The organism is Nocardioides sp., from assembly GCF_047602075.1.
Lineage (GTDB): Bacteria > Actinomycetota > Actinomycetes > Propionibacteriales > Nocardioidaceae > Nocardioides.
The window spans coordinates 365,016-387,268 of record NZ_JASGIF010000002.1 but is presented as its reverse complement, the minus strand read 5'-3'; the positions used below and the strand labels follow the sequence as shown (position 1 = coordinate 387,268).

Genomic DNA, 22,253 nt, shown 5'->3' with positions numbered 1-22,253 from the left:
GCCGGACATAGGGCTCGGGGCGGCCGTCGATCCGCTTCCAGTGGAACCACGCCTTCGACAGGGCCGTCTGCACTAGGTCCTCGGCGAGGTCGTGGTCGTGGGTGAGCAGGTACGCCGTGCGCAGCAACGCGTCGCTGCGAGCAGCGACGAACTCGTCGAAGTCGGCCGTCACCTGGTCCCCCGTCCCGATCGCGGCGGTGATGGTCATGCTCGTTACTACCAGTCAGGGGCCGCCGCAGGTTGCACGTCGGTCAGGACTTCTTCCGGTTCAAGAACGCAGCCATCGCCTCACGGGCGTCGGCGGAGGCGAACAGCCGCGCCGACAGCTCGGCCATCTCTTCCCCCTCTTGATCGATGCGCGTCAGCAGATCGGCGTTGAGCAGCCGTTTGGACTCCCGCAGTCCCTGGGCGGTGCCGGTCGCCAGGCTCGCGCACACCTGGCCGATCTCCGCGTCGAGCTGGTCGAAGGGGACGGCCTTGGTGACCAGTCCGTACGCCGCCGCATCCGCTCCGCTGAACGTCTCGCCGCCCAGAGTGGTCAAGGCAGCCGCCCGGGGACCCATCCGCTGGTGCACGGTGAGCGAGATGATCGCGGCCGCCAGGCCGAGCTTGACCTCGGTCAGCGCGAAGGTCGCGTCGTCGGCTGCGACCGCGATGTCCGAAGCGGCCACGATGCCGATGCCACCGGCCCGAACCGCACCGGCAACCCGGGTCACCACCGGCTTGTCCATCGACACGATCAGCCGCTGCAGGTCTACGATCCGCCGAGCACCCTCGACCATGCTGCCCGAGGACGCCTCCGCAAGGTCGGCGCCTGAGCAGAACACCCGACCCGACGCCTGGACGAGCACGACGGTGACGTCGTCGTCGGCCGCGGCCCGCTCCAGGTGGGCGAAGAGCTCGCCGACCAGCTGTCGGGACAGCGCGTTGCGGTTGTGCTGGGAGTCGAGGGTGATCATCGCGACCCGCTCGGTCACCTCGTAGTGCACCAGCTCCGGCGGCGGCTGCTCAGTCATGGCGGCCATCGTAGAGAGCGGCACCGGCCAGCTCTCCGGATGGCCGTGCTCAGCGGCTCAGCGGCCACGGGACGAGGGCGAAACCGGAGGGCGCGGACCACGCAGAACGTGTTCGGGGAAGCCCATATATGTTCTCAGCGCACCTCCTCGCCCGACGGGGAGCCGTCACCGGGGCGGGGGACCTGCCGAGCCAGATGCACCGGAGCCTGCAGGCAGTAGGAGTCGGTCAGCAGCTCGGTCAGCTCTTCCCAGTCGATCTCGTCGCCCAGCACCAGGCCGACGACGTTGCGACCCCAGGCTGCCCGGAAGTACGGATCGCCCAGATGCTCGAACGCCATCACCTCCTCAGGCTCGGCCCGGAAAGTGATCCGGAACAGCTGGTCCTCTCCGCCGAAGACGTGCGCCACGGTCGCCTGCCCCACCCGCCAGCGCACGCCCACCCAGGCGTCCTCGACTTCGCACGCGGGCAGCGCCGTCAAGAGGGCGGACAGCTCGCGCACCATCTGCTCAGGCACTGTCGGTCGCTCCGGCACCCGTCCACCTTCGCACGACCCACCGACAGGCTCCACCGTGGTTGACTCGGGGGATGGACGCGGTCGCGCGCGCATTCGCAGCCGTTCCGCGGGAGGGGTTCCTTCCCGTCCGCGACCGACGCCGCGCGTCGTACGACGGGCCGATCGCGATCGGGCTCGGCCAGACCAACTCCCAGCCGCGCACGGTCGAGGACATGCTGCGCCTGCTGGAGGTCCGACCGGGTGACCGGGTGCTCGACGTGGGGGCGGGATCTGGCTGGGCCACGGCCCTGCTCGCCCACCTGGTCGGCCCCAGCGGGACGGTGCTGGGGCTCGAGCTGGAGCCGGAGTTGGCCCAGTGGGGTGCGGCGAACCTGGCCGCCACCGGTCAACCGTGGGCTCGCGTCCGAGGTGCCACGCCCGGGGTGCTCGGCGACCCTGCCGGGGCGCCGTACCACCGCATCCTGGTCTCTGCCGAGGTCACCCGACACGGTCGCTACCGGTTCGTGCCCCTCCGCTGAGGTCTGCCGCGGTCTTCTGGCGTCTACCGCGGTCTTGTCGTGGCAAAGTGCCCCGAATACCGGGTTCCAACCCACTACAGCACCGCGGCAGATGGGTCAGGGCCACCACAACACCGCGGCAGATGGGCGCCGGCTGGCGTCCCGAACGTTTCAGTAGGACTTCGGCAGGCCCAGGGAGTGCATGGCCACGAAGTTGAGGATCATCTCCCGGGTGACGGGCGCGATCCGGCCGGCGCGGGTGGCGACGAGAAGGCCCGCCATGCCGTACTCCTGGGTGATCCCGTTGCCGCCGTGAGTCTGCACGGCCCGGTCCGCGGCCGTGCAAGCCGCCTCGGCAGCGGCGTACTTCGCCATGTTGGCGGCCTCGCCGGCCGCCAGGTCCTCTCCGGCATCGAGGAGCGCGGCGGCCTTCTGGGTCATCAGCCGCGCCAGCTCGATCTCGATGTGGCTCTGCGCGAGCGGGTGCGCGATGGCCTGGTGGGTGCCGATCGGTCCCTGGAAGACGGTGCGCTCCTTGGCGTACGACGCCGCGCGGTCGAGCGCGTAGCGAGCCAGGCCGGTGGAGAACGACGCCGCCATGATCCGCTCGGGGTTGAGGCCTGCGAAGAGCTGGGCGAGGCCGGCGTTCTCGTCACCGACCAGGGCGTCGGCAGGCAGCCGGACGTCGTCGACGAAGACGCTGAACTGCCGCTCCGGCGAGACCGTCTCCATCGGGATCGGGGTCGCCTCGAAGCCGGGAGCATCGGTCGGCACCACGAAGAGGCAGGGCTTGAGCTTGCCCGGCCCGCCCTCACTCGTCGGTGCGTCCTGGGTCCGCGCCACCACCAGCACGTGGTCGGCCTCGTCGATGCCGGAGATGAAGACCTTGCGCCCGTTGAGCACCCACTCGTCGCCGTCACGGCGGGCGGTCGTGGTGATCTGGTGGGAGTTGGTGCCGGCGTCCGGCTCGGTGATCGCGAACGCCATCGTCGAGGTGCCGTCGGCGATGCCCGGCAGCCACCGCCGCTTCTGCTCCTCGGTGCCGTAGCGAGCGATCACCGTCCCGCAGATCGCGGGGCTGACCACCATCATCAGCAGCGGGCAGCCCTGGGCGGCCAGCTCCTCGCAGACGGCCGCGACGTCACCGATGCCGCCACCGCCACCGCCGTACTCCTCCGGGATGTTGACGCCGAGATAGCCGGTGCGGCCCATCTCCAGCCAGAGCTCGGTGGTCTTGCCACCGGCGCGGGCCTTGTCGCTGAAGTAGTCGCGGCCGTACTTCCCGGCCAGCTTGGCGACCTGACGGCGCAGCTCCTGCCGCTCCTCGGGCTCGGTGAAGGCGATCTGGGTCATCGGGGCTCTCCGTCCGGATCCGGGTCGGTGGGGTCTGCTGGAGGGTGCTCGGTGACCACGGCGAGCACGTCGCCGGCGGCGACCTGTTGACCGACGGCCACGTCGATCTCCGCGACGATGCCGGCGCTCGGCGCGGTCACGGTGTGCTGCATCTTCATCGCCTCGAGAGTCAGCACCGGCTGGCCCGGCCCGACACGATCCCCAACTCCGGCCGCGACCGACACCACCGTGCCGGGCATCGGCGCGAGCAGGCTGCCGGAGGCATGCTGTGCCGCCGGGTCGGGGAAGCGTGGCGCCAAGGTCAATCTGCGATGGCCGCGCGGGGAGTCGACGTCGATGTGGTCGTCCCGGATCACGACGGAGTACGACGTCCGCACGCCGTCGCGCTCCAGCCTCACCTGGTCGGGTCGCACGGAGAGGACTCCGAACCCCTCGACCCGATAGCCGGTCCGGCCGCCCCACCACTCGACGGTGGCATCTGCGAACTCGGTGCGCTGTGGCTGGGAGGACACGTTGCGCCAGGCGACGGGGACTCCCCGCTGCACGCGGCGGCGGTCGGCGCGATGCTCGGCCAGTGCCAACGCGGCGGCGACAGACGCACCGTCGTCCCTCGCGTCGACCCCCGGAGCGAAATCGTCGAGGAAGCCGGTCCACATCTCGCCGGCCCCGAACCGGGCATCGGTCAGGACGGCGACGAGCTGGTCGCGGTTGGTGGCCAGGCCGTGGATGCGGGCGCGGCGCAGGGTGCCGACCAGCTGCCGGATCGCCTCCTGGCGGGTGGGCGCCCAGGAGATCACCTTGGCCAGCATCGCGTCGTAGTGCGTCGTCACCTCGCTGCCGGACTCATAGCCGGCATCTACTCGGATGCCGAAGCCGGGCTGACAGAACTCCCCGACCACCTCCGGGATCCCCCAGCCAGACAGCATGCCGCTCTGCGGCCGGTAGCCCGCGACCGGATCCTCGGCATAGAGCCGCACCTCGACTGCGTGACCCCGCTCGGCGCTCGTCACGCCCAGCACGGTCGGATCCTCGGCCGCCTGGAGTTGGAGCTCGACCAGGTCCAGGCCACGGACCGCTTCGGTCACGGGGTGCTCCACTTGGAGGCGGGTGTTCATCTCCAGGAAGGCGAATCGGGCGACGTCGCCCTGGTCGGCGACCGCCGCGTTGTCAGCAGCGTCGAGCAGGAACTCCACCGTCCCGACGCCCGTGTAGCCGAGGGCCCCGGCCGCGGCGCGTGCGGCGTCGTACATCGCCTCGAGGGTCGCCTGGTTGACCCCCGGCGGCGGCGACTCCTCGACGACCTTCTGATGCCGCCGCTGCACCGAGCAGTCGCGGGCCCCGAGGACGGAGACGTTGCTGCCACCGTGGTCGCCCCAGACCTGGACCTCGACATGGCGGCCGAGCTCGAGGTAGGGCTCGACGAAGACGGCGCCGTCCCCGAACGCGGAGGCGGCCTCGGCCCGCGCGGCGGCGAGCTCGCCTGGCAGCCTCGTCAGCTCGCGGACCACGCGCATCCCGCGGCCACCACCCCCGGCCGCCGCCTTGACCAGCACCGGGAGGTCGGCCGCAGTGAGGGTGTCGGGGTCGAGGGAGTCCAAGAGGGGCACGCTGGCAGCACGCATGATCTCCTTGGCGCGGACCTTGTCACCCATCGCCTCGATGGCGGCCGGGCTCGGGCCGATCCAGGTCAGGCCGGCGTCGAGGACCGCACGGGCGAAGTCAGCGCTCTCGGCGAGGAATCCGTAGCCGGGATGCACCGCGTCGGCACCGCTGCGGGTGGCTGCGTCGAGGAGGGCGTCGATGCGCAGATAACTCTCGGCTGGGGCGTCACCGGGGAGGACGACGGCATAGTCGGCCTCGGCGACGAACGGCAGCCCGGCATCGACCGGTGAGTGCACGGCGACCGTCTCGATGCCCAGCCGTCGGCAGGTGGCGAAGACCCGGCGGGCGATCTCGCCGCGGTTGGCGACCAGGAGTCTGTGGATCATCGCCGTCACATCCTGAAGACGCCGTAGCCGTCGGCGCCCTCGATCGGTGCGTTCTCGATGACCGAGAGGCAGATGGCCAGCACAGTGCGGGTGTCGCGTGGGTCGATGACGCCGTCGTCGTAGAGCATCCCGGACAGGAAGAACGGCAGGCTCTGCTCCTCGACCGAGGTCTCGACGAGCTCGCGCATGGCGGCGCCGCCCGATTCGTCGTACTCCTGGCCCCGGGCCTCGGCCGCCGCCCGCGCCACGATCGAGAGGACGCCGGCCAGTTGCTGCGGCCCCATCACCGCGGACTTCGCGCTGGGCCAGGTGAACAGGAAGCGGGGGTCGTAGGCCCGGCCGGCCATGCCGTAGTTGCCGGCGCCGTAGGACGCCCCCATGATCACGGTCAGGTGCGGGACCTCGGAGTTGGCGACGGCGTTGATCATCTGGGCGCCGTGCTTGATGATGCCGCCCTGTTCGTAGTCCGCTCCGACCATGTAGCCGGTGGTGTTGTGCAAGAACAGCAGCGGGGTGTCGGCCTGGTTGGCGAGTTGGATGAACTGGGCGGCCTTCTGGGCCTCCGGCGAGAACAGCACCCCTTGCGCGTTGGCCAGGATGCCGATCGGGCGGCCGTGGATGCGCGCCCAGCCGGTCACCAGGGATGGTCCGAAGAGCGGCTTGAACTCGTCGAACGGCTGGCCGTTGGCCGCCGAGGTGCCGTCGCAGATCCGGAGGATCACCTCGCGTGGGTCGAAGGGCTCCTTCAGGTCGCTCGGGATCAGGTCGAGCAGCTCTTCGACGTCGGCGTCCGGCTCGGCCCATGCCTCGGCCGCCGAGAAGTCGTACGACGACCCGCGCGGCGCAGGCTTGCTCCGGTTGAGGCGGGCCACGATCCGCCGGCCCAGTCGGATCGCGTCGCGTTCGTCGGCGGCAAGGTAGTCGGCGAGCCCGGAGACGCGGGCGTGCATCTCGGCACCCCCGAGCGACTCGTCGTCGGACTCCTCGCCGGTCGCCATCTTGACCAGCGGGGGCCCGCCCAGGAACACCTTCGCCTGCTCCTTGACCATCACGACGTAGTCGCTCATCCCGGGAACGTAGGCGCCACCGGCGGTGGAGTTGCCGAAGACCAGGGCAATGGTCGGCTGTCTCCTCTTCGAGGCGCGGGTGAGGTCGCGGAAGAGCTTGCCGCCGGGGATGAAGATCTCCTTCTGGGTGGGCAGGTCGGCTCCACCGGACTCCACCAACGAGATGGTCGGCAGGTTGTTCTCCTCCGCGATCTGGGCGGCCCGGAAGATCTTCTTGACCGTCCAGGGGTTGGAGGCGCCGCCCTTGACGGTCGGGTCGTTGGCGGTGATCACGCACTCGACGCCCTCGACGACTCCGATCCCGGTGACGACCGATGCTCCGATGGTGAAGTCCGAGCCCCAGCCGGCGAGCGGGGAGAGCTCGAGGAACGCCGACCCCTCGTCGACCAGCAGCTCGATCCGCTCCCGCGGCAGCAGCTTGCCGCGCGCGTGGTGCCGGGCGACGTACTTCTCCCCGCCCCCGGCCACCGCCTTCGCCTGCTCCGCTGCGAGCTCGGCCAGCTTCTCCTCCATCGCCGACCTGTGGTCGGGCGTGGTCGTCATGATGCGTAGCCCATCAGCCGGGCCGCCAGGTCGCTCAGCACCTCGGTCGCTCCTCCCCCGATCGGCAGGATGCGGGCGTCGCGGTAGTGCCGCTCCACCTCGATCCCGTGCAGATAGCCGGTGCCGCCGTGCAACTGGACGGCCCGGTCGGTGACGTACGCCGCTGCCTCGACGGCGGTCTCGGGGAAGGCGACGCCGAGTAGGCCCTGGTCGGCGGCGGCCCGGTGCAGGTCGCGCGGGATCGAGCCGGCGTCCTCCCACTCCTGGAGGTGCGGCGCCACCTCACGGCGTACGAACTCCGCCGCCGTCGCGCGAAGCGCCTCCCGCTCGGCATTCACCGCAGCCTTCACCGCAGCACCTCCGGCACGTCGACGACCCGCGAGCGCACCCATTCGCCCAGCCCCTTGGCCTGCGGGTCGAAGCGGGTCGAGGCGGCGACGCCCTCGCCGAGGAGGCCGTGCAGAACGACGTTGACGCCACCCAGGTTCGGCAGCGGGACGACGTCCACCGCCAGGCCGGCCGCCTCCGGCACCAGCTCACGGATCCGGGCCTCGGTGACGAAGTCGAGCAGCCACGCCACCCGGGCGTCGTATCGCCGTGATCCGTCGTGGGCGACCCAGAGACCGAGGTTCGCGTCGCCACCCTTGTCGCCGGAGCGCGCGTGCACGAACGTTCCGAGGGGCGCCTCGACGGTCGGGCCCGTGCTCGGCCGCGCGGCGGTCGAGGGGCCAGCGGAGTCGGCCGACGGTGCGGGCGCGACGTCGATCTCTTCAATCTGGTCAGCGATCTCGAAGCGACTTCCGTCGGGCATCACGACGACCTGGGTCACCGAGGCGCGGTCGACGTAGGCCGCCCGATAGACGCCGTACGGCGTCGCAGGAGCAGGCGGGCCGGTCATCGTGAAGCCGGGATAGGACGCCAACGCGAGCGCGACGGCGGGCGCGGTGAACGCCTTCCCGACGGCATCGGCGGCGGGGTCGGTCACGGTGCACCTCAGCAGACAGGACGCGCCCTCCTCCGTGTCGGCTCCGGGCGCGCCGAGGTCGACCCGCGTCCAGGTCACCGACTCCGCGTGCAGCGCGGGGCCGAGCTGCGCTTGCAGCCAGTCCGCCTTGGCGTCGACGTCGAGCCCGGTGAGGACGAACTCCAGGGTGTTGCGGTAGCCACCCAGCTCGTTGACGCAGACCTTCAACGTCGAGGGCGGCGCCTCGCCCCGCACCCCGGAGATCGACACCCGGTCAGCCTCGACTTGCGCCAGCGAGACGGTGTCGAGCCGCGTGGTGACATCGGGGCCGAGATAGCGCTCGGACTGGATCTCGTACATCAGCTGTGCGGTCACCGTGTCGACGGTGACCGCGCCGCCGGTCCCGGGATGCTTGGTGATGACGCACGACCCGTCGGCGGCGACCTCGGCGACCGGGAAGCCCAGCGGCCGGCCGTCCCTCGGCAGGGACAAGAAGCCGGAGAAGTTGCCGCCCGTCGCCTGTGTCCCGCACTCGATCACGTGGCCGGCGACGGTCGCGCCGGCGAGGGCGTCGTACGACGTCGGGCCCCAGCCGAAGTGCGCCATCGCGGGACCTACCACCAGGGAGGCATCGCTCACCCGGCCGGTCACCACGATGTCGGCTCCAGCCGTCAGGGCGGCCGCGATGCCACCGGCTCCGAGGTAGGCGTTGGCGGTCAGCGCGCCGGGGTAGCCCAACTCTGTTGACCGCGCCCGCAGGTCGTCGCCCTGGACGTGCGCGATCACCGGGCGCAGTCCGAGCACATCGGCGACCTCGCGCAACCGAGCGGCCAGCGCGGCCGGATTGAGCCCGCCGGCGTTGCCGACGATCCGGACACCCCGCTCGAGGGCCAGCCCGAGCGTGTCCTCGACCTGGCTCACGAAGGTCCGCGCATAGCCCGCCGACGGATCCTTCGTCAGGTCCCGGCCGAGGATGAGCATGGTCAGCTCGGCGAGGTAGTCCCCGGTGAGCACGTCCAGCGGCCCGCCCTCGAGCATTTCGCGCATCGCCGATAGCCGGTCGCCGTAGAACCCGGAGCAGTTCCCGATCCGCAGCACCGGCTGATCGGGCGCCGTCACGTCGGCCGCCTTCCCTCACCCGGTGGCCCGGCGAAAGCCTGCGCGATGTCCAGCCAGCGATCGGCGTCGGCGCCAGAGGCCAGCAGGTCGGTGTCGGCGCGGTGCCGACGCTGGGTGACCAGACGGCAGAAGTCGTACGCCGACCCGGTCACCCGCTGCGGGGCGTCCACCGGTCCCCACGTCCAGGTCGCACCAAACGGAGCGATCAGCTCGATCCGGAACTGGTCGGCGGGTGGCGTCAGTCCACGGGTCCGGAAGGCGAAGTCTCGGGTCCGCACACCGAGGTGAGCGACCTGCCGGATCCGGTCGGTCACCTCCGGCTCGAGACCCAACGCTTCGTAGATGTCCAGTCCGTGCGCCCAGGTCTCCATGAAGCGCGCCGTCGCCATCGAGGCCGGCGACATCGGCGGTCCGAACCAGGGCAGCCTCTCCCCTTCCGGCATCGCGCGCAGCGCCAGAGCCAGGCTGGCGCGCGCCCTGCGCCAGCGGGTGAGCAGCTCGGTGGGCGGCGCAGCGCCACCCGTCAGTGCCGCTTCGTCGACGATCCGATCGGGGTTGGCCATCGCGGCGAGCACCAACTCGTCCCAGGCGACCTTGTCCGTCGCAGCTTTGCCGGCCGCCTCGTCGGTCCACGCCAGGTGCGCGACCTGGGTGGCGATATCCCACCCTGGAGCCGGCGTGGGCAGTCGCCATTGCGCTTCTGGGAGGCCTGCGACCAGGTGGTCGAGGCGATCACCTTCGGCGGCCAGGTCGGCAAGGATGCCGTCGAGCAGATCACTCATCTCGAAGCTCCGGCAAGGGATTCGTCGAGCACGTCGGCCCAGCGGTCGAGGATCCGACGACGTCGGCGCGCATCGTCGGAGATGGTGTCGGCCAACCCCAGCCCCCGCACCAGGTCGAGGGTGCCCTGGATCAGCTCGCGGACCCCTGGCTTGGCCTCGTCGGCTCCGAGCAGCTCGACGGTGAGCCGATGGGTCTCCCGTCCGATCCGCTGCTCGAGCGGCGCGACGGCGACCAACAGCGCTGGGTCGGTGCGGGCAGCCACCCAGAAGCTCCAGGGCCGCGGTGAACACCGGCGAGCTGAAGTGGTCGCCCAGCATCCGCAGCACGGCCCGGGTCCGCCGAGGTCCCTTCGGCAGTCGCCGCGCGGCTGCGGCAAGCTCTGCCCCGCGCACCTCGGTGAGGTGCTCCACCGCCGCGACGACAAGATCGTTCTTGGTCGGGAAGTGGTGAAGCTGAGCGCCGCGGGAGACGCCGGCCCGCTCCGAGACCAACGTCGTCGAGGTGCCCGCGAAGCCGCGCTCGACCAAGAGCTCGACGGTCGCGTCCATCAGCCGGGCCCGCATCACTCGCGTCCGCTCGCTCTGCGGCACCCGGACAGCAGTCGTCACCGCGCCATCGTGTCCCTGCTAGAACAAACAGTCAAGACTGTCTGTTTCTCGGCGGGTGGGTCCGACGGCCGCCGGACCCACGCCTCCGGTATTCAGCGGAGCCGGGGCTGGATAGGGTGGGGACTCCTCGCCCACACCGATCAGGGGGATTCGATGTCGGACCCGAACACGCCTGTCAGCCCCGACCAGCCGGTCGAGGGCGGCGTCAACCCGCCGCCGCCTGACTACGGCACCCCGCCGCCACCACCTGGCTACGGACCCCCGCCGCCGGCGTACGGCCCTGGTGGCTACGCTGCCCCGCCGATGGGCACGCCCTACGGTGTGGTGCCCGGGGCGGGATACGCCTCCTGGGGCACCCGGGCGGTGTCTTGGCTGTGGGATCTTCTGTATCTCTGGCCCGGCTGGATCCCGACGCTCGTCGGCTACGTGCTCATTGCCGCCGGGCTCTCCTCGATGAACACCACGACTGCCAGCGACGGGACGGTCGTGACCACCGGCGGCAACGGCGCGCTGATCGCTATCGGGGTCGTGCTGATACTCGTCGGGATCGCGCTGTCCTTGTGGCGCATGATCGTCAACACCATCCTTGACCAGGGGCGCACCGGCTACACCTACGGCAAGCGCAAGGTAGGGATCCGCACCGTCCGCGAGCGTGATGGCCAGCCCAGCGGGGTGGGCTCCTGCGTCGGCCGCTACTTCCTGCACGGGATCATCAACCAGCTCTGCTACCTCGACTACCTGTGGCCGCTGTGGGATGACAAGAAGCAGACGCTGACCGACAAGATCCTCAGCACCGTCGTCATCCACCAGCCCGACTCCACCCGCTGACCGCTCCTTCCCGCTAGTGACGCCCCGATGGGCAGTTAGACGGTATGGAGTGACGCCGTCACTCCATACCGTCTAACTCGTCGGGCGGCCAGCAGGTGGCCGGCGACGGCGGATGCCTGGGTGCGGATCTCGCCGATGGCCGTCGACTCCCAGAGCACCCCCCGGCGCAGTGGTCCGATGGTCACGATTCGGTCGTCGATGCGGCCAGAGGCGCCGATCAGCGCACCGGTGAGTGGATCGCAGTCCACCCCGAGTCCGAACGGACCCGGTCGAGCCAGCCCGGCCGACTCCAAGTCGTTGCCGAGCTCGGTGCCGGTCAGCGCGGGACCAGGCCCGAAGCAGGTGACGATCGCATCGACCCGCAACCGCTCTGCGCCGAGCCGGACGTGCGCCTGCCCACCCCACATGCTCGCGCTCGGCGACCAACAAGCGACGAACCGCAGCCGGCCGGCGTGACGGTAGTGCTCGAGCCGGCGAGCCACCTCGGGCGCCATCCGATGCCGGTGCGCCTCCCAATACCGGTCGACATGGGTCACGAAGGAGCGCCGCTCGACCGGAGTGAAGGAGGCCCAGATCTCCGGCGTCAACGGTCGCAGACCATCCACCACGGCCCGCCAGTCCCCCTCGACCGACCGCAGCGTCCTGATCAAGGGTCGCAGCCGCACCGGCCCGGGACCGATATCCAGCTCGCAGGGCGCAGCCAGCGGCAACCGGTGCGCAGCCGGCACCAGACCACGGCGAGACACCGCCGTCACTCGGGCCCGCGGGTCGGCCGCGAGCACCTCGAGGGCGACGTCGACCGCGGTCAGCCCGGTGCCGACACAGAGCACCTGACCCTCCCCGCCGATGCGCTCGGTCAGGCGCGGCGTCCAGGGCGGTACGACGACCGCGGCGACCGGCTCGAGCCAGTCCGGCCGGAGCGGTTCCCCGTGTCCGGTGGCGAGCACCACCCCATCGGCGTACAGCCAGGCGCCACTCGCGGTGACGAGCCGCATCGCGCCAGTGGGCATTCGGCTCAGGCCGGTCACCGTGTCCCGTAGATGCTGGAAGGTGGACCCCTCGGGCGCCCGGCGCCACGACTCACGCAACACCGCCTCGAGGTATTCGCCGTAGCGAGCCCGCGAGCAGAAGTCCACCGACGACCCGCCGGCCCACCGGTGGAAGTGGTCCGGCTGGTCGGGCAGCGCGCTCATCGCCCGGCTCGGCACGTTGAGCAGATGGCGCGGGTTCTCGGTGTCGTAGGCGATCCCGCGGCCCAGTCGCTCGCGCGGCTCGACCACGGTGACGTCGACGGGCTCTCGCGCCTGGCGGGCGAGCTGGGCAACGACCAGCGCGCCGGACGCACCACCGCCGACGACGACATACCGATCCAAGGCAATCCCTCTCCATAATTCTGCAGTAAGTTACTCTACTTACAGAATAAAGGATCTCCGAGCCCACCAGAGGGAGGCGCAGTGCTCAGGCTCGAATGGCCAGCAGCCGCGGACACCAGCACACTCAACGTGACCACCATCGAGACTCCGGGGCTCGGCGACCGGTCCTACGTCGCCGACGCGGACGGATGGGCGGTCGCCGTGGACGTGCAACGAGACCTGGACCGCGTCGAGGACGTGCTGCAGCGGCGCGGGGCGCGGCTGGGCGCGGTGCTGGAGACCCACATCCACAACGACTACCTGTCCGGCGGTTGGGCCCTGGCCAGGCGGTTCGGCGCACGCTATGTCGTGCCCAGTTATGCGCCGGTCAGCTTCCGCGCGGAGTCCGCCGACCCGCGTGAGCCGATCGACATCGGCCCGCTTCGCCTGCGCGCGATCCCGGCGCCCGGACACACCGACACCCACACGGCCTACTCCCTGCATGTCGAGGACCGGCCCGCCGACGCCGCCTTCACCGGCGGCTCACTGTTGCTCGGCGGCACCGGTCGGACCGACCTGCTCGGGTCCGAGCGGGCCGAGGAGCTGGCGCGCGAGCAGTACTGGACGGTGCGGCGGCTGGCCCGACTCCTCCCCGGGAGTGCGCGACTGCTGCCCACCCACGGCTTCGGCAGCTTCTGCATGGCCGGGCCGGCGCTCGAGGAGGGAGGAGAGACTCTGGCCGACCAGCTGACAGTGAATCCGGCGTACCTCCTCGACGAGGACGCCTTCGTCGCCGATCTGCTGCGACGGTCGGGGCCGGTGCCGGCGTATTTCGCTGAGATGGGAGAGCGGAATCTCGCCGGCACCGTCGCCGCCGATCTCGGCACTCCGCCGCGGCTGACCGCCGCGACGGTGCAGCAGATGGCCGCGGCGGGCTGCTGGGTGCTGGACGTGCGTCCGCGCAGCGACTACGCCAAGGCTCACCTCCCGGGCACCGTGAGCATCGATGCACGCGGGCCGATCGCCACCTGGGCTGGTTGGACGGTCCCCCTCGACGAACCGGTCGTGCTGGTGGCCGCCGACGAGCAGCAGCTCGCCGCCGCCCAACGAGAGCTGTCCCGGATCGGGGTCGACCATGTCGCGGGCGCCCACGTCGGGCCGCTGCGCACCGCCGCGGCAGCCTTGACGACCGAGGACTTCGGCGGCCTCGCCGCCGCGCTCGGCACGGGCCGGTCGGTCGACGTGCTCGATGTCCGGGAGACGTCGGAGTGGCACACCGGTCATCTGCGCGGCGCCCGACACGTGCCGGCCCACGAGCTCGACGACCTCACCACTGCGGTCACCCGATCGGCAGAGCCGAGTTGGCTCTACTGCGCCAGCGGCTTCCGTGCGACCGTCGCCGGCACTCTGCTGTCTCGGCAGGGGATCGACGTCGTGGTGTTGGACGACGACGTCGCCCTCGCCGCTGCCGTCGGCGTCCCCTGGTGCGCCGGCCAGCACTGCCCCGCCGACCGCTGCGTCCACGCCCAGACGTAGGCGACCTCGGTGCTCTCGGTCTTCGGGACGGTCAGCGGTAGGTGAGCAGGGCCGGGGGGAGATGCGAGTGCTCGTTGTAGGTGAGCAGACGGGGGCCGTTGACGCTGACCCCGATCCGGGAGTACGACGAGTTCACCACGACCACGTTGAGCCGCCGCCAGGCCCGTGACAGCGCTGCCGGGTCGGCGAGCGGATCGATCAGGTGCGCGGCGACCGCGGCGATGGGGCCACCGGAGGAGACGACCACGACGGTGCGGCCACGATCGGCCGACGTGCGGGCCCGATCGAGCGCGGCGTGGACCCGGCCCACGAAGCTGGCGTAGGTCTCGGGGTAGTCGTCGACATGCCCTCCGGCCACCCATCGCTCGAGGGCGACCTCGAAGAGATCCTGGAACGCCTTGTGCTCGGTGGGCAGCGGCCGACCGGGGGTCACCGCCCGCACCACGTGCTCGTAGTCGAACTCCGACCAGCCCGGCTCCTCGACCAATGCAGTCGACCAGCCGGCCGCCTCGGCGATCCGCGCGGCGGTGTCCCGCTGACGTCGCTGCGTTCCGTGGATCACCAGGTCCGCGGTCACCCCCGATCGCGCCCACCATCGGCCCAGCAACCGGGCCTGCTCGGCCCCGGTGTCCGACAACACGTCGTAGTCCGTGGCACCGAAGGATGCCTGTCCGTGCCGGACCAGCAGCAACGTGCCCACATGCGTACCCTAGCCTGGGTCCGTGGAGGGGCGCCGTTGCCGGGTGCTGGGCGTCGGAGGTTGCGACCGACAGCGCAGCTACCGGCATCTCGGCAGATGGGTGCATCGATTGCTCCGAAACTGCATGCCGCCCCGTCTGCCGCGGTGCTGTAGTGGCTGAGTGCCCGGTATACGAGGCACTTTGCCACCATAGGACCGCGGGAGACGCAAGAAGACCGCAGCAGACGCCCGGCTGCACGCGAGAAGCCGGGCAGCACCAGCAACCCGGCCAGCAACCACGACGCAGGGCGGCGCTCACCCAGCGTCGCTGCCCTATCGGTCGCAACCCAAGGTGACCAGCAACCCGGCCGGCGATCCCGACCACGAGCGGCGCTCACCGAGCGGAAACTGCCTTGTCGGTCGCCACCACCACCCGACCAGCAACCCGCCAACGCGCGATCCCACCGTGGTGTGCGCCCCACGGCTTAGCGACCTCAGGCGGCGACGGTCATGGTGACCCGGGCCCGCTCGAACGGGTCGAGCCAGGTGCGGCGCGCCCAGCTGAGGCGGACCAGCGACCAGATCAAGAACGGGACGGCGACGACCAGGGAGAGGTTCCAGAGCGGGAAGCTTCGCGAGCCCGGAGAAGACCAACGAGGTCAAGGTGGTGCTCAGCGCGAGCCGGGCGGAGTAGCCGACCATCACCAGCGGCGGCGCCGGGGTGGCCCGAGCCGAGCGCATGTCGACGGAGAACGGCCGCTGGAGCGACCAGCGCATCGCGCCACCGACCACCTGGGCGATCACCACAGCCAGGGTGGCGAGCATGGCGGTGAGCTCGTGCAGCGCCGGCGTCCCCGCGCGCAGTGAGCCGAGCACCACGGTGATCCCCGAGGCGACGACCAGCCACTCGACCAGCACTGCGACCCGCGCTGTGAACACCGTGGAGGCGGACACCGGCAGGCTCTCGCGCCACAGCATCCCGCGGCCGTCGAGGACCCAGGCGTTGACGCCGAAGAGCAGCGCCCCGCCCGAGGCGACCAGCCCCGGCAGGATCGTCATCTGGCTCCAGGTCAGGTTGCCCGCCAGGGCGACCAGTCCGGGACCGACCGCCAGCACCAGCAGTCCGCGCCGCATGGGCACCGATCGCCACACCGAGGCCCGGTCCATCCGGATCAGCGCGATCAGGTCGGAGCGAGGCTCGCGCCGAGCCTGCCGCGAGCCGGTCTCGGCGCGGATCTCGTCGCGCGGCGCCTTGCGCGCGGCCAGATGTGCGGGCACCGCGCCGATGCCGATGGCGACCAGTGCGATGGCGAGCATCGCGGCCACCGTGGCGGTGTAGTACCACCAGCGTCCCTCGGAGGTCGCGGTCATGCCGCGCACGACGTACACCGTGGGCAGCTCGTCGAGCACGTCACCGACATGACCGGTGAGCTGTACGACGACAGCGGCCGCAGCGGCACCGACACCCATCAACCGCACGACGAGGACGCCGTTGCGGGTCCGGCGGATCGCCTCCACCGTCCAGGCCAGCGCCTGACCCAGGGCCGTGGCCGCGACGATCCAGCCGATCGTGATCACCTGGGCGCCGACCAGACCCTGCGGACCCAGCGCATAGGCGGCGAGACCCAGCAGCGTCCAGGCCTGCAGCACCCAGGCGATGTTCAGTGGGGCGAGCAGCAGCGCACCCAGGTGGTCGGTGGTGGCGCTCACCGGATAGGCGACGCCGTGGTCGCGCGACAGCAGCTCGCGGCCACCGCCGGAGGCCACCGAGGAGATCACCGCCAACAGGAGCAGCCCGGCGAGCGCCGTGGGGAGCAGGAGCAGGAAGTTCAACGCCTGCCCGCCGTTCTCGATCCCGCCTGCGCCGTCGACATAGGCGGGCACGAACGCGACCGCCGTAGTGACGGCGCAGAAGATCCCCAGCGCCCACCGGATTCCCGCCTTGCGTCGGACCGACGCCGAGCGGAACCACAGCAGATGGCGGACGTCGGTCACCGCACGCCGCACCGCCGCCGGGCTCCACGCGCGGATCGGCGCAGCGCCACGCAGGGACCAGTCAGGTGTCGCACGGTGGGCCGGAGTGCTCGACTCGAGACCACCGGGCACGGCAGCGCTCGGTGCGGGATCGGTGGGAATCATGCTCATGACGACTCAGTCGAGGAGGGCCCGGTAGGCACGGGCGCCCTCGTCGCCGGCCATCTCGCCAGCGGTGACCGTCGCGACACGCTCGCCGCCGCGCAGGACGAGAGCGGTGTTGCAGGCCTCGATGGCGAGCTCGCGCAGATGGGTGGAGACGAGCACGGCGGCGCCGCGGGCGCGAGCGTCGGCGATCACGTCGAAGGTCGCTTCGACGCCGATCGGGTCGACCCCGTCGAAGGGCTCGTCGAGCAGCAGCACCCACGGTTGGTGGAAGGCCGCCAGGATCACCGACAACCGGCGTCCCATGCCGTGCGAGAAGCCGGCGGTCACCCGGTGGGCGACGTCGCCGAGCTCGAAGCGCTCCAACAGGTCGCGGCCGCGGTCCTCCCAGCCGGTCATCCGACGCAACCGCGCCGCGAGCTGGAGATGCTCCCAGGGCGTGGCCCGGGGGATCAGTCCGCCGACGTCGGGGCAGTAGCCGGTGATCTGCTTGACGGCGAGGGTGTGCTGGCGGATGTCGAGGCCGGCCACGGTCACCAGCCCGGCCGTCGGCGGGACGACACCGGCGAGCACCCGCATGGTGGTGGACTTCCCCGCGCCGTTGCGGCCGAGCAACGCGCTGGCCTGGCCGGCGAACGCCTCCAGGTCGACCCCGGACACGGCCTCGACCTGCCCGAACCGCACGTGCAGCTCGCGGACGTCGACGACGGGGGCGCTTTCCGGGGTGATCACCTGCTCAAGTCTTGCCGAGCGGCCCGCGCCTGTCAGAGGAATGCGCCAATCCCGCCGCAGATCACATCGGCCCGTGGCCGCACCGTTCAGACAGGGAAGGACTCCCGGCGACAGCGAGCTCGCGGAGGTACGGCGTCGGCCGGAACCGCTCGCCATAGCGATCCGCCAGCTCGTCGGCGCGGTCGAGGAAGGCCGCCAACCCGATCCGACCGTCCGCGGCCTGATAGCCGATCATGAACTGGGCGGCACCACCGGTGCGGGGTGGGAAGCCGATGCCCATGATCGAGCCGATGTTGGCCGCGGCCGCGGAGGTGATCACGCCCTCCTCGAAGCACTTCGCCGTCTCCAGCGCCTCGGCGAAGAGCATCCGCTCCTGCACATCCTCGAACGGCATCGGCTCCTCGGCCACGGGGAACGCCTCGGCGAGCCCGGGCCAGAGGCGGCTGCGGCGCCCCGCGTCGTCGTACTCGTAGAAGCCGGCGCCCTCGAGCCGCGAGGGCCGGCCGAGCTCGATCATCCGGTGCACCACGGCGGTGCCCGGATGGGGGGAGTACGCCGTGCCGTCCCGCTCGGCGGCCGCAGCGGTGGCCTTCTCGATCTTGGCGAACAGCTCCATGTTGAGCTCGTCGGTCAGCTGCAGCGGCCCGACCGGATAGCCGACCTGGGTCGCCGCGCGCTCCAACGACATCGGCGCAACGCCCTCGGCAAGCATGGCCAGACCTTCGTTGACCATCGTCGAGATCACCCGCGAGGTGTAGAAGCCGCGGGAGTCGTTGACCACGATCGGGGTCTTGCGGATCTGCTGGACGACGTCGTAGGCCTTGGCCAGCGCGGCCTCGGAGGTCTCCGCACCGGTGATGATCTCGACCAGCGGCATCTTGTCGACCGGGCTGAAGAAGTGCAGCCCGATGAAGTCCGCCGGCCGGTCCACGCCGGTGGCGAGCTCGGTGATCGGCAGCGTCGAGGTGTTGGAGCACAGCAGGGCGTCGGCCTTGACGTGCCCGGCGATCTCGGCGAACACCTGCTTCTTCAACGCGGGGTCCTCGAAGACGGCTTCGACGACCAGGTCGCAGCCGGCCAGGTCGGCAGGGTCGGCCGTCGGGGTGATCCGGGCGAGCAGTTCGGCCTTCTTCTCCTCGGTCGAGCGGCCGCGGGCGATCGCCTTGTCGAGCAGGCCGGCGGAGTAGGCCTTGCCCCGCCCGGCGTTCTCGGCCGAGACGTCCTTCAACACGACCTGCATGCCGGCTCGCGCACACGAGTAGGCGATGCCGGCGCCCATCATCCCGGCACCGAGGACGCCTACCCTGGTCGCTCGGGTGGGCGGGATGCCCTGCGGCCGCAGTGATCCCGAGTTGATCGCCTGGAGGTCGAAGAAGAAGGCCTGGATCATGTTCTTGGAGTTCTGACCAGTGATCAGCGAGGTCAGGTAGCGCGACTCGATCCGAGACGCGGTGTCCACGTCGACCTGGGCGCCCTCGACCGCCGCCGACAAGATCGCCTCCTGGGCGGGGTAGTGGGCACCCTTGAGCTGCTTGCGCAGCAGCGCCGGGAAGGCCGGCAGGAACTGCGCCAGCTTCGGCGACTGCGGGGTGCCGCCCGGCATCCGGTAGCCGGTCCGGTCCCACGGGTTCTTCGCGGCATCGGGGTCGTCGCGGTGCTCCAGGATCCACGCCTTCGCGGCGGGGACCAGGTCGTCTCGGCTGGCCACCAGCTCGTCGACGAGCCGCTTGTCCAGAGCCTGGGCGGGCTTGAAGCGAGTCCCGGGCAACAGCACGTCCATCAACCCGGACTGCAGGCCGAGGAGTCGAACGATGCGGGTCACGCCGCCACCACCGGGGAGGAGGCCCAGCGTCGACTCGGGCAGGCCGACCTCGACCCGCGCGTCGTCGACCAGCACGCGGTGGTTGCAGACCAGGCAGATCTCGAAGCCACCACCCAGCGCCGCGCCGTTGACGGCCGCGACAACCGGTCGGGGGTAGAGCTCGAGCCGGCGCAGGGTGGCCTTGATGCCCTCGACCATCTCGAAGAGTCGTTCCGCGTCCTCGGGGCGCGCCTGGACCATCATGGTGAGATTGCCGCCGGCGAAGAACGTCTTCTTCGCGCTCGCAACCACCACGCCGACGACGTCGTCGACCTCGTCGTGCAGCCGCTCGACCGCTGCCGCCATCGAGGAGGCATAGAGCTCGGTCATGGTGTTCGCGGTCGCGGTCGGGTCGTCGAGGGTGAGCGTGACGATGCCGTCGGCGTCCCGGTCGTAGCGGACGGCGGTCTCGGTGATGGTGGTCATCTCTAGTCTCTCGGGTGGGGTACGTCGCGTGGTTGCGGTGGTCGGTCGGGGCGCGGTCAGACGCGCTCGACGATGGTGGCGATACCCATGCCGCCGCCAACACAGAGCGTTGCCAGACCACGGCGCAGGTCGCGGCGCTCGAGCTCGTCGACCAGGGTGCCGAGGATGATCGCACCGGTCGCGCCGAGAGGGTGCCCCATCGCGATGGCGCCGCCGTTGACATTGGTGATCTCGGGCGAGATGCCCAGATCCTGCATGAACCGCATCGCGACAGCGGCGAAGGCCTCGTTGATCTCGAACAGGTCGATGTCGCCGACCTCGAGCCCGGCCTTGGCCAGCGCCTTGCGCGAGGCCGGGGCGGGGCCGGTGAGCATGATGGTCGGGTCCGCGCCGGAGACCGCCGTGGCCACCACCCGCGCGCGGGGGGTGAGACCGAGCTCCGCGCCCACCTCCTCCGAGCCGATCAGCATCAGAGCGGATCCGTCGACGACGCCCGAGGAGTTGCCGGCGTGGTGGACATGGTCGATCCGCTCGACCCAGTGGTATTTCTCCAAGGCCACGTCGTCGAAGCCTGCGTCCCGACCGATCTGGGCGAACGACGGCTTGAGGGCGGCGAGACCCTCCACCGAGGTGTCCGGGCGCACCAGCTCGTCGTGGTCGAGGACCGTCAACCCGTTGCGGTCGCGCACCGGCACCACGGAGTGGGCGAAGTAGCCGTTGGCCCACGCCTTCGCGGCGCGATGGTGCGACTCCGCGGCGAACGTGTCGACGTCCGTGCGCGAGAAGCCCTCCAGAGTCGCGATCAGGTCGGCCCCGATGCCCTGCGGCACGAAACCGACAGCGAGCGCCGTGGCCGGGTCCATCGCCCAAGCACCACCGTCGCTGCCCATCGGCACCCGACTCATCGACTCGACGCCACCGGCGATGATGAGGTCTTCGAAGCCACTGCGCACCCGCGCGGCCGCCTGATTGACGGCCTCCAGCCCTGAGGCGCAGAAGCGGTTGAGCTGGACGCCCGCCACTGTCTCGGGGTAGCCCGCTGCGAGCGCCGCCGTCTTGGCGATGTCGGCGCCCTGGTCACCGATCGGGGTGACCACGCCGAGCACGACATCGTCCACCCGCTCCGGGTCCAGACCCGGGTTGCGACGTCGTACCTCCGCCAGCAGGCCGACCACCAGATCGATCGGCTTGACCTCGTGCAGCGCTCCGGAGGTCTTGCCCCGCCCGCGTGGTGTCCGAAGATGGTCGTAGATGAGTGCTTCTGCCATGACACGTCCTGTCGGTGTGGGCTGGCGGTGGTCAGCCGGCCAGATCGATCCTGTCACGGCCCTGGCCATGGTCGCGCCAGGGGTGCGGCGCGACCCTCGAAGTGCAAAAAGTTCCGACCGGGTCTTTAATCTCGGCGCCGATCACGGTTCAATCAGGGGATCGTCACCGCCCTAACGTGGGGTTTCCGGCGGGGCGCATGACATTTCGTGGGGGACTGTCACCATGCATAGCCGCATTCCCAAGACCATGGGCTTGGCCTCCGTCTCGCTGGCCCTCTCTCTCCTGATCGCGCCGTCGTCCGGGTTCGCCGCCGTGTCGGCGAAGAAGGCGTTGGCGCCGACGGTCGAGGCCGACTACCAGATGAACGAAGCCGACGGTGCGACGACCATGGCGGACTCGTCCGGCCATGGCCTGTCCGCATCGATCAACCAGGACGGGCTCGACACCGGGGTCAGCTTCGACGGTGCGGTTGGCTATCTGTGGGCGCAGCGCTCACCGACCCAGCCGCCGGCGTCACCCGAGCGGGTCATCCAGATCCCTGACAACGCCCGGCTCGACCCAGGATCCGACACGTTCACCGTCGAGATCCGCTACCGGACCAAGAACAAGTTCGGCAACATCACTCAGAAGGGTCAGTCCGCCAGCAAGGGTGGACAGTGGAAGATCCAGAACCCCGGGGGCAAGCCGTCCTGTTTGTTCAAGGGCTCGGCCGGTCGCGTCGCGACCCAGTCGAAGATCGCGCTCAACGACAACCAGTGGCACACCATCAAGTGCGTGCGTGAGCCCAACCGCGTCACCATCTGGGTCGACGGCGTCAACAACAACCGCAAGAACGGTCAGTCCGGGGTCATCGACAACAACATCCCGATGACCATCGGCGGCAAGATCAACTGCGACCAGGTCGAGACCACCTGCGACTACTACTCGGGGATGATCGACTACGTGAAGATCAGCCGCGGCTGAGCCCCGTCGGCCACG

Annotated in this window: 19 protein-coding genes and 2 pseudogenes; 4 read left to right on the top strand and 17 right to left on the bottom strand. The window is 70.6% G+C overall.

All coding sequences use genetic code 11. The features are described 5' to 3' along the window. Positions 1 to 13: 13 nt before the first annotated feature. The 3 genes and pseudogenes from QM714_RS14590 to QM714_RS14580 form a co-directional block, all read right to left on the bottom strand. A pseudogene (locus QM714_RS14590) lies at positions 14 to 208 on the bottom strand (sigma factor); the annotation flags it as partial. A 43-nt stretch (positions 209 to 251) separates the two neighbouring features. Next, positions 252 to 1,016 (bottom strand): enoyl-CoA hydratase-related protein, encoded by a 765-nt coding sequence (locus tag QM714_RS14585; RefSeq protein WP_415101809.1) that lies wholly within the window; start codon positions 1,014 to 1,016, stop codon positions 252 to 254. A 134-nt stretch (positions 1,017 to 1,150) separates the two neighbouring features. Next, complete coding sequence (locus tag QM714_RS14580; protein WP_415101807.1) at positions 1,151 to 1,549, bottom strand: MmcQ/YjbR family DNA-binding protein; 399 nt, start codon at positions 1,547 to 1,549, stop codon at positions 1,151 to 1,153. A 53-nt stretch (positions 1,550 to 1,602) separates the two neighbouring features. On the opposite strand from QM714_RS14580, the gene QM714_RS14575 reads away from it, so the two are divergent. Beyond that, on the top strand, positions 1,603 to 2,049 hold the full coding sequence (locus tag QM714_RS14575) for a protein-L-isoaspartate O-methyltransferase family protein (protein WP_415101805.1): 447 nt from the start codon (positions 1,603 to 1,605) through the stop codon (positions 2,047 to 2,049). 150 nt (positions 2,050 to 2,199) lie between these two features. Here the strand turns inward: QM714_RS14575 and QM714_RS14570 are convergent, their stop codons facing one another. The 8 genes and pseudogenes from QM714_RS14570 to QM714_RS14535 all read right to left on the bottom strand — a co-directional run. After that, the gene (locus QM714_RS14570) at positions 2,200 to 3,381 is read right to left on the bottom strand and encodes an acyl-CoA dehydrogenase family protein (RefSeq protein ID WP_415101803.1); all 1,182 of its coding nucleotides are present in this window, start codon (positions 3,379 to 3,381) and stop codon (positions 2,200 to 2,202) included. Next, positions 3,378 to 5,369, bottom strand: coding sequence for a biotin carboxylase N-terminal domain-containing protein (locus QM714_RS14565; RefSeq protein ID WP_415101801.1), 1,992 nt, complete (start codon positions 5,367 to 5,369; stop codon positions 3,378 to 3,380). The genes QM714_RS14570 and QM714_RS14565 overlap by 4 nt, the downstream gene beginning before the upstream one ends. A 5-nt stretch (positions 5,370 to 5,374) precedes the next feature. After that, positions 5,375 to 6,979, bottom strand: coding sequence for an acyl-CoA carboxylase subunit beta (locus tag QM714_RS14560; protein WP_415101799.1), 1,605 nt, complete (start codon positions 6,977 to 6,979; stop codon positions 5,375 to 5,377). Then, complete coding sequence (locus QM714_RS14555; protein ID WP_415101797.1) at positions 6,976 to 7,329, bottom strand: acyl-CoA dehydrogenase family protein; 354 nt, start codon at positions 7,327 to 7,329, stop codon at positions 6,976 to 6,978. Before QM714_RS14555 ends, QM714_RS14560 begins: the two co-directional genes overlap by 4 nt. After that, positions 7,326 to 9,062 (bottom strand): acyclic terpene utilization AtuA family protein, encoded by a 1,737-nt coding sequence (locus QM714_RS14550; protein WP_415101795.1) that lies wholly within the window; start codon positions 9,060 to 9,062, stop codon positions 7,326 to 7,328. The genes QM714_RS14555 and QM714_RS14550 overlap by 4 nt, the downstream gene beginning before the upstream one ends. Beyond that, complete coding sequence (locus QM714_RS14545; RefSeq protein ID WP_415103035.1) at positions 9,059 to 9,844, bottom strand: TIGR03084 family metal-binding protein; 786 nt, start codon at positions 9,842 to 9,844, stop codon at positions 9,059 to 9,061. The genes QM714_RS14550 and QM714_RS14545 overlap by 4 nt, the downstream gene beginning before the upstream one ends. Further along, positions 9,841 to 10,107 (bottom strand): hypothetical protein, encoded by a 267-nt coding sequence (locus QM714_RS14540; protein ID WP_415103070.1) that lies wholly within the window; start codon positions 10,105 to 10,107, stop codon positions 9,841 to 9,843. Before QM714_RS14540 ends, QM714_RS14545 begins: the two co-directional genes overlap by 4 nt. 208 nt (positions 10,108 to 10,315) lie before the next feature. After that, positions 10,316 to 10,393: pseudogene (locus tag QM714_RS14535) on the bottom strand (TetR family transcriptional regulator); the annotation flags it as partial. A gap of 213 nt (positions 10,394 to 10,606) precedes the next feature. Here QM714_RS14535 and QM714_RS14530 point away from each other — a divergent pair. After that, positions 10,607 to 11,281 carry an RDD family protein gene (locus QM714_RS14530; protein ID WP_415101793.1) on the top strand — a complete coding sequence of 225 codons (675 nt, stop codon included), beginning with the start codon at positions 10,607 to 10,609 and terminating at the stop codon, positions 11,279 to 11,281. 35 nt (positions 11,282 to 11,316) lie between these two features. On the opposite strand, the gene QM714_RS14525 is transcribed toward QM714_RS14530, so the two are convergent. Continuing rightward, the gene (locus QM714_RS14525) at positions 11,317 to 12,654 is read right to left on the bottom strand and encodes an FAD/NAD(P)-binding protein (RefSeq protein WP_415101791.1); all 1,338 of its coding nucleotides are present in this window, start codon (positions 12,652 to 12,654) and stop codon (positions 11,317 to 11,319) included. Positions 12,655 to 12,735: 81 nt separating this feature from the next. Between QM714_RS14525 and QM714_RS14520 the strand changes: the two genes are divergently transcribed. Then, complete coding sequence (locus tag QM714_RS14520) at positions 12,736 to 14,169, top strand: rhodanese-like domain-containing protein (protein ID WP_415101789.1); 1,434 nt, start codon at positions 12,736 to 12,738, stop codon at positions 14,167 to 14,169. Positions 14,170 to 14,200: 31 nt separating this feature from the next. On the opposite strand, the gene QM714_RS14515 is transcribed toward QM714_RS14520, so the two are convergent. From QM714_RS14515 to QM714_RS14495, 5 genes are all read right to left on the bottom strand, one after another. Further along, positions 14,201 to 14,869 carry a histidine phosphatase family protein gene (locus QM714_RS14515; RefSeq protein WP_415101787.1) on the bottom strand — a complete coding sequence of 223 codons (669 nt, stop codon included), beginning with the start codon at positions 14,867 to 14,869 and terminating at the stop codon, positions 14,201 to 14,203. 312 nt (positions 14,870 to 15,181) lie between these two features. Then, a complete protein-coding gene (locus tag QM714_RS14510; protein WP_415101785.1) occupies positions 15,182 to 16,993 on the bottom strand; it encodes a hypothetical protein in 1,812 nt (603 codons plus the stop codon). A gap of 6 nt (positions 16,994 to 16,999) precedes the next feature. Next, a complete protein-coding gene (locus tag QM714_RS14505) occupies positions 17,000 to 17,719 on the bottom strand; it encodes an ABC transporter ATP-binding protein (protein ID WP_415101783.1) in 720 nt (239 codons plus the stop codon). Positions 17,720 to 17,780: 61 nt separating this feature from the next. Then, positions 17,781 to 20,006 carry a 3-hydroxyacyl-CoA dehydrogenase NAD-binding domain-containing protein gene (locus QM714_RS14500; RefSeq protein WP_415101781.1) on the bottom strand — a complete coding sequence of 742 codons (2,226 nt, stop codon included), beginning with the start codon at positions 20,004 to 20,006 and terminating at the stop codon, positions 17,781 to 17,783. A gap of 56 nt (positions 20,007 to 20,062) precedes the next feature. Next, the gene (locus tag QM714_RS14495) at positions 20,063 to 21,274 is read right to left on the bottom strand and encodes an acetyl-CoA C-acetyltransferase (protein ID WP_415101779.1); all 1,212 of its coding nucleotides are present in this window, start codon (positions 21,272 to 21,274) and stop codon (positions 20,063 to 20,065) included. A 223-nt stretch (positions 21,275 to 21,497) separates the two neighbouring features. On the opposite strand from QM714_RS14495, the gene QM714_RS14490 reads away from it, so the two are divergent. Beyond that, complete coding sequence (locus QM714_RS14490) at positions 21,498 to 22,238, top strand: LamG-like jellyroll fold domain-containing protein (RefSeq protein ID WP_415101777.1); 741 nt, start codon at positions 21,498 to 21,500, stop codon at positions 22,236 to 22,238. Positions 22,239 to 22,253 lie beyond the last annotated feature (15 nt).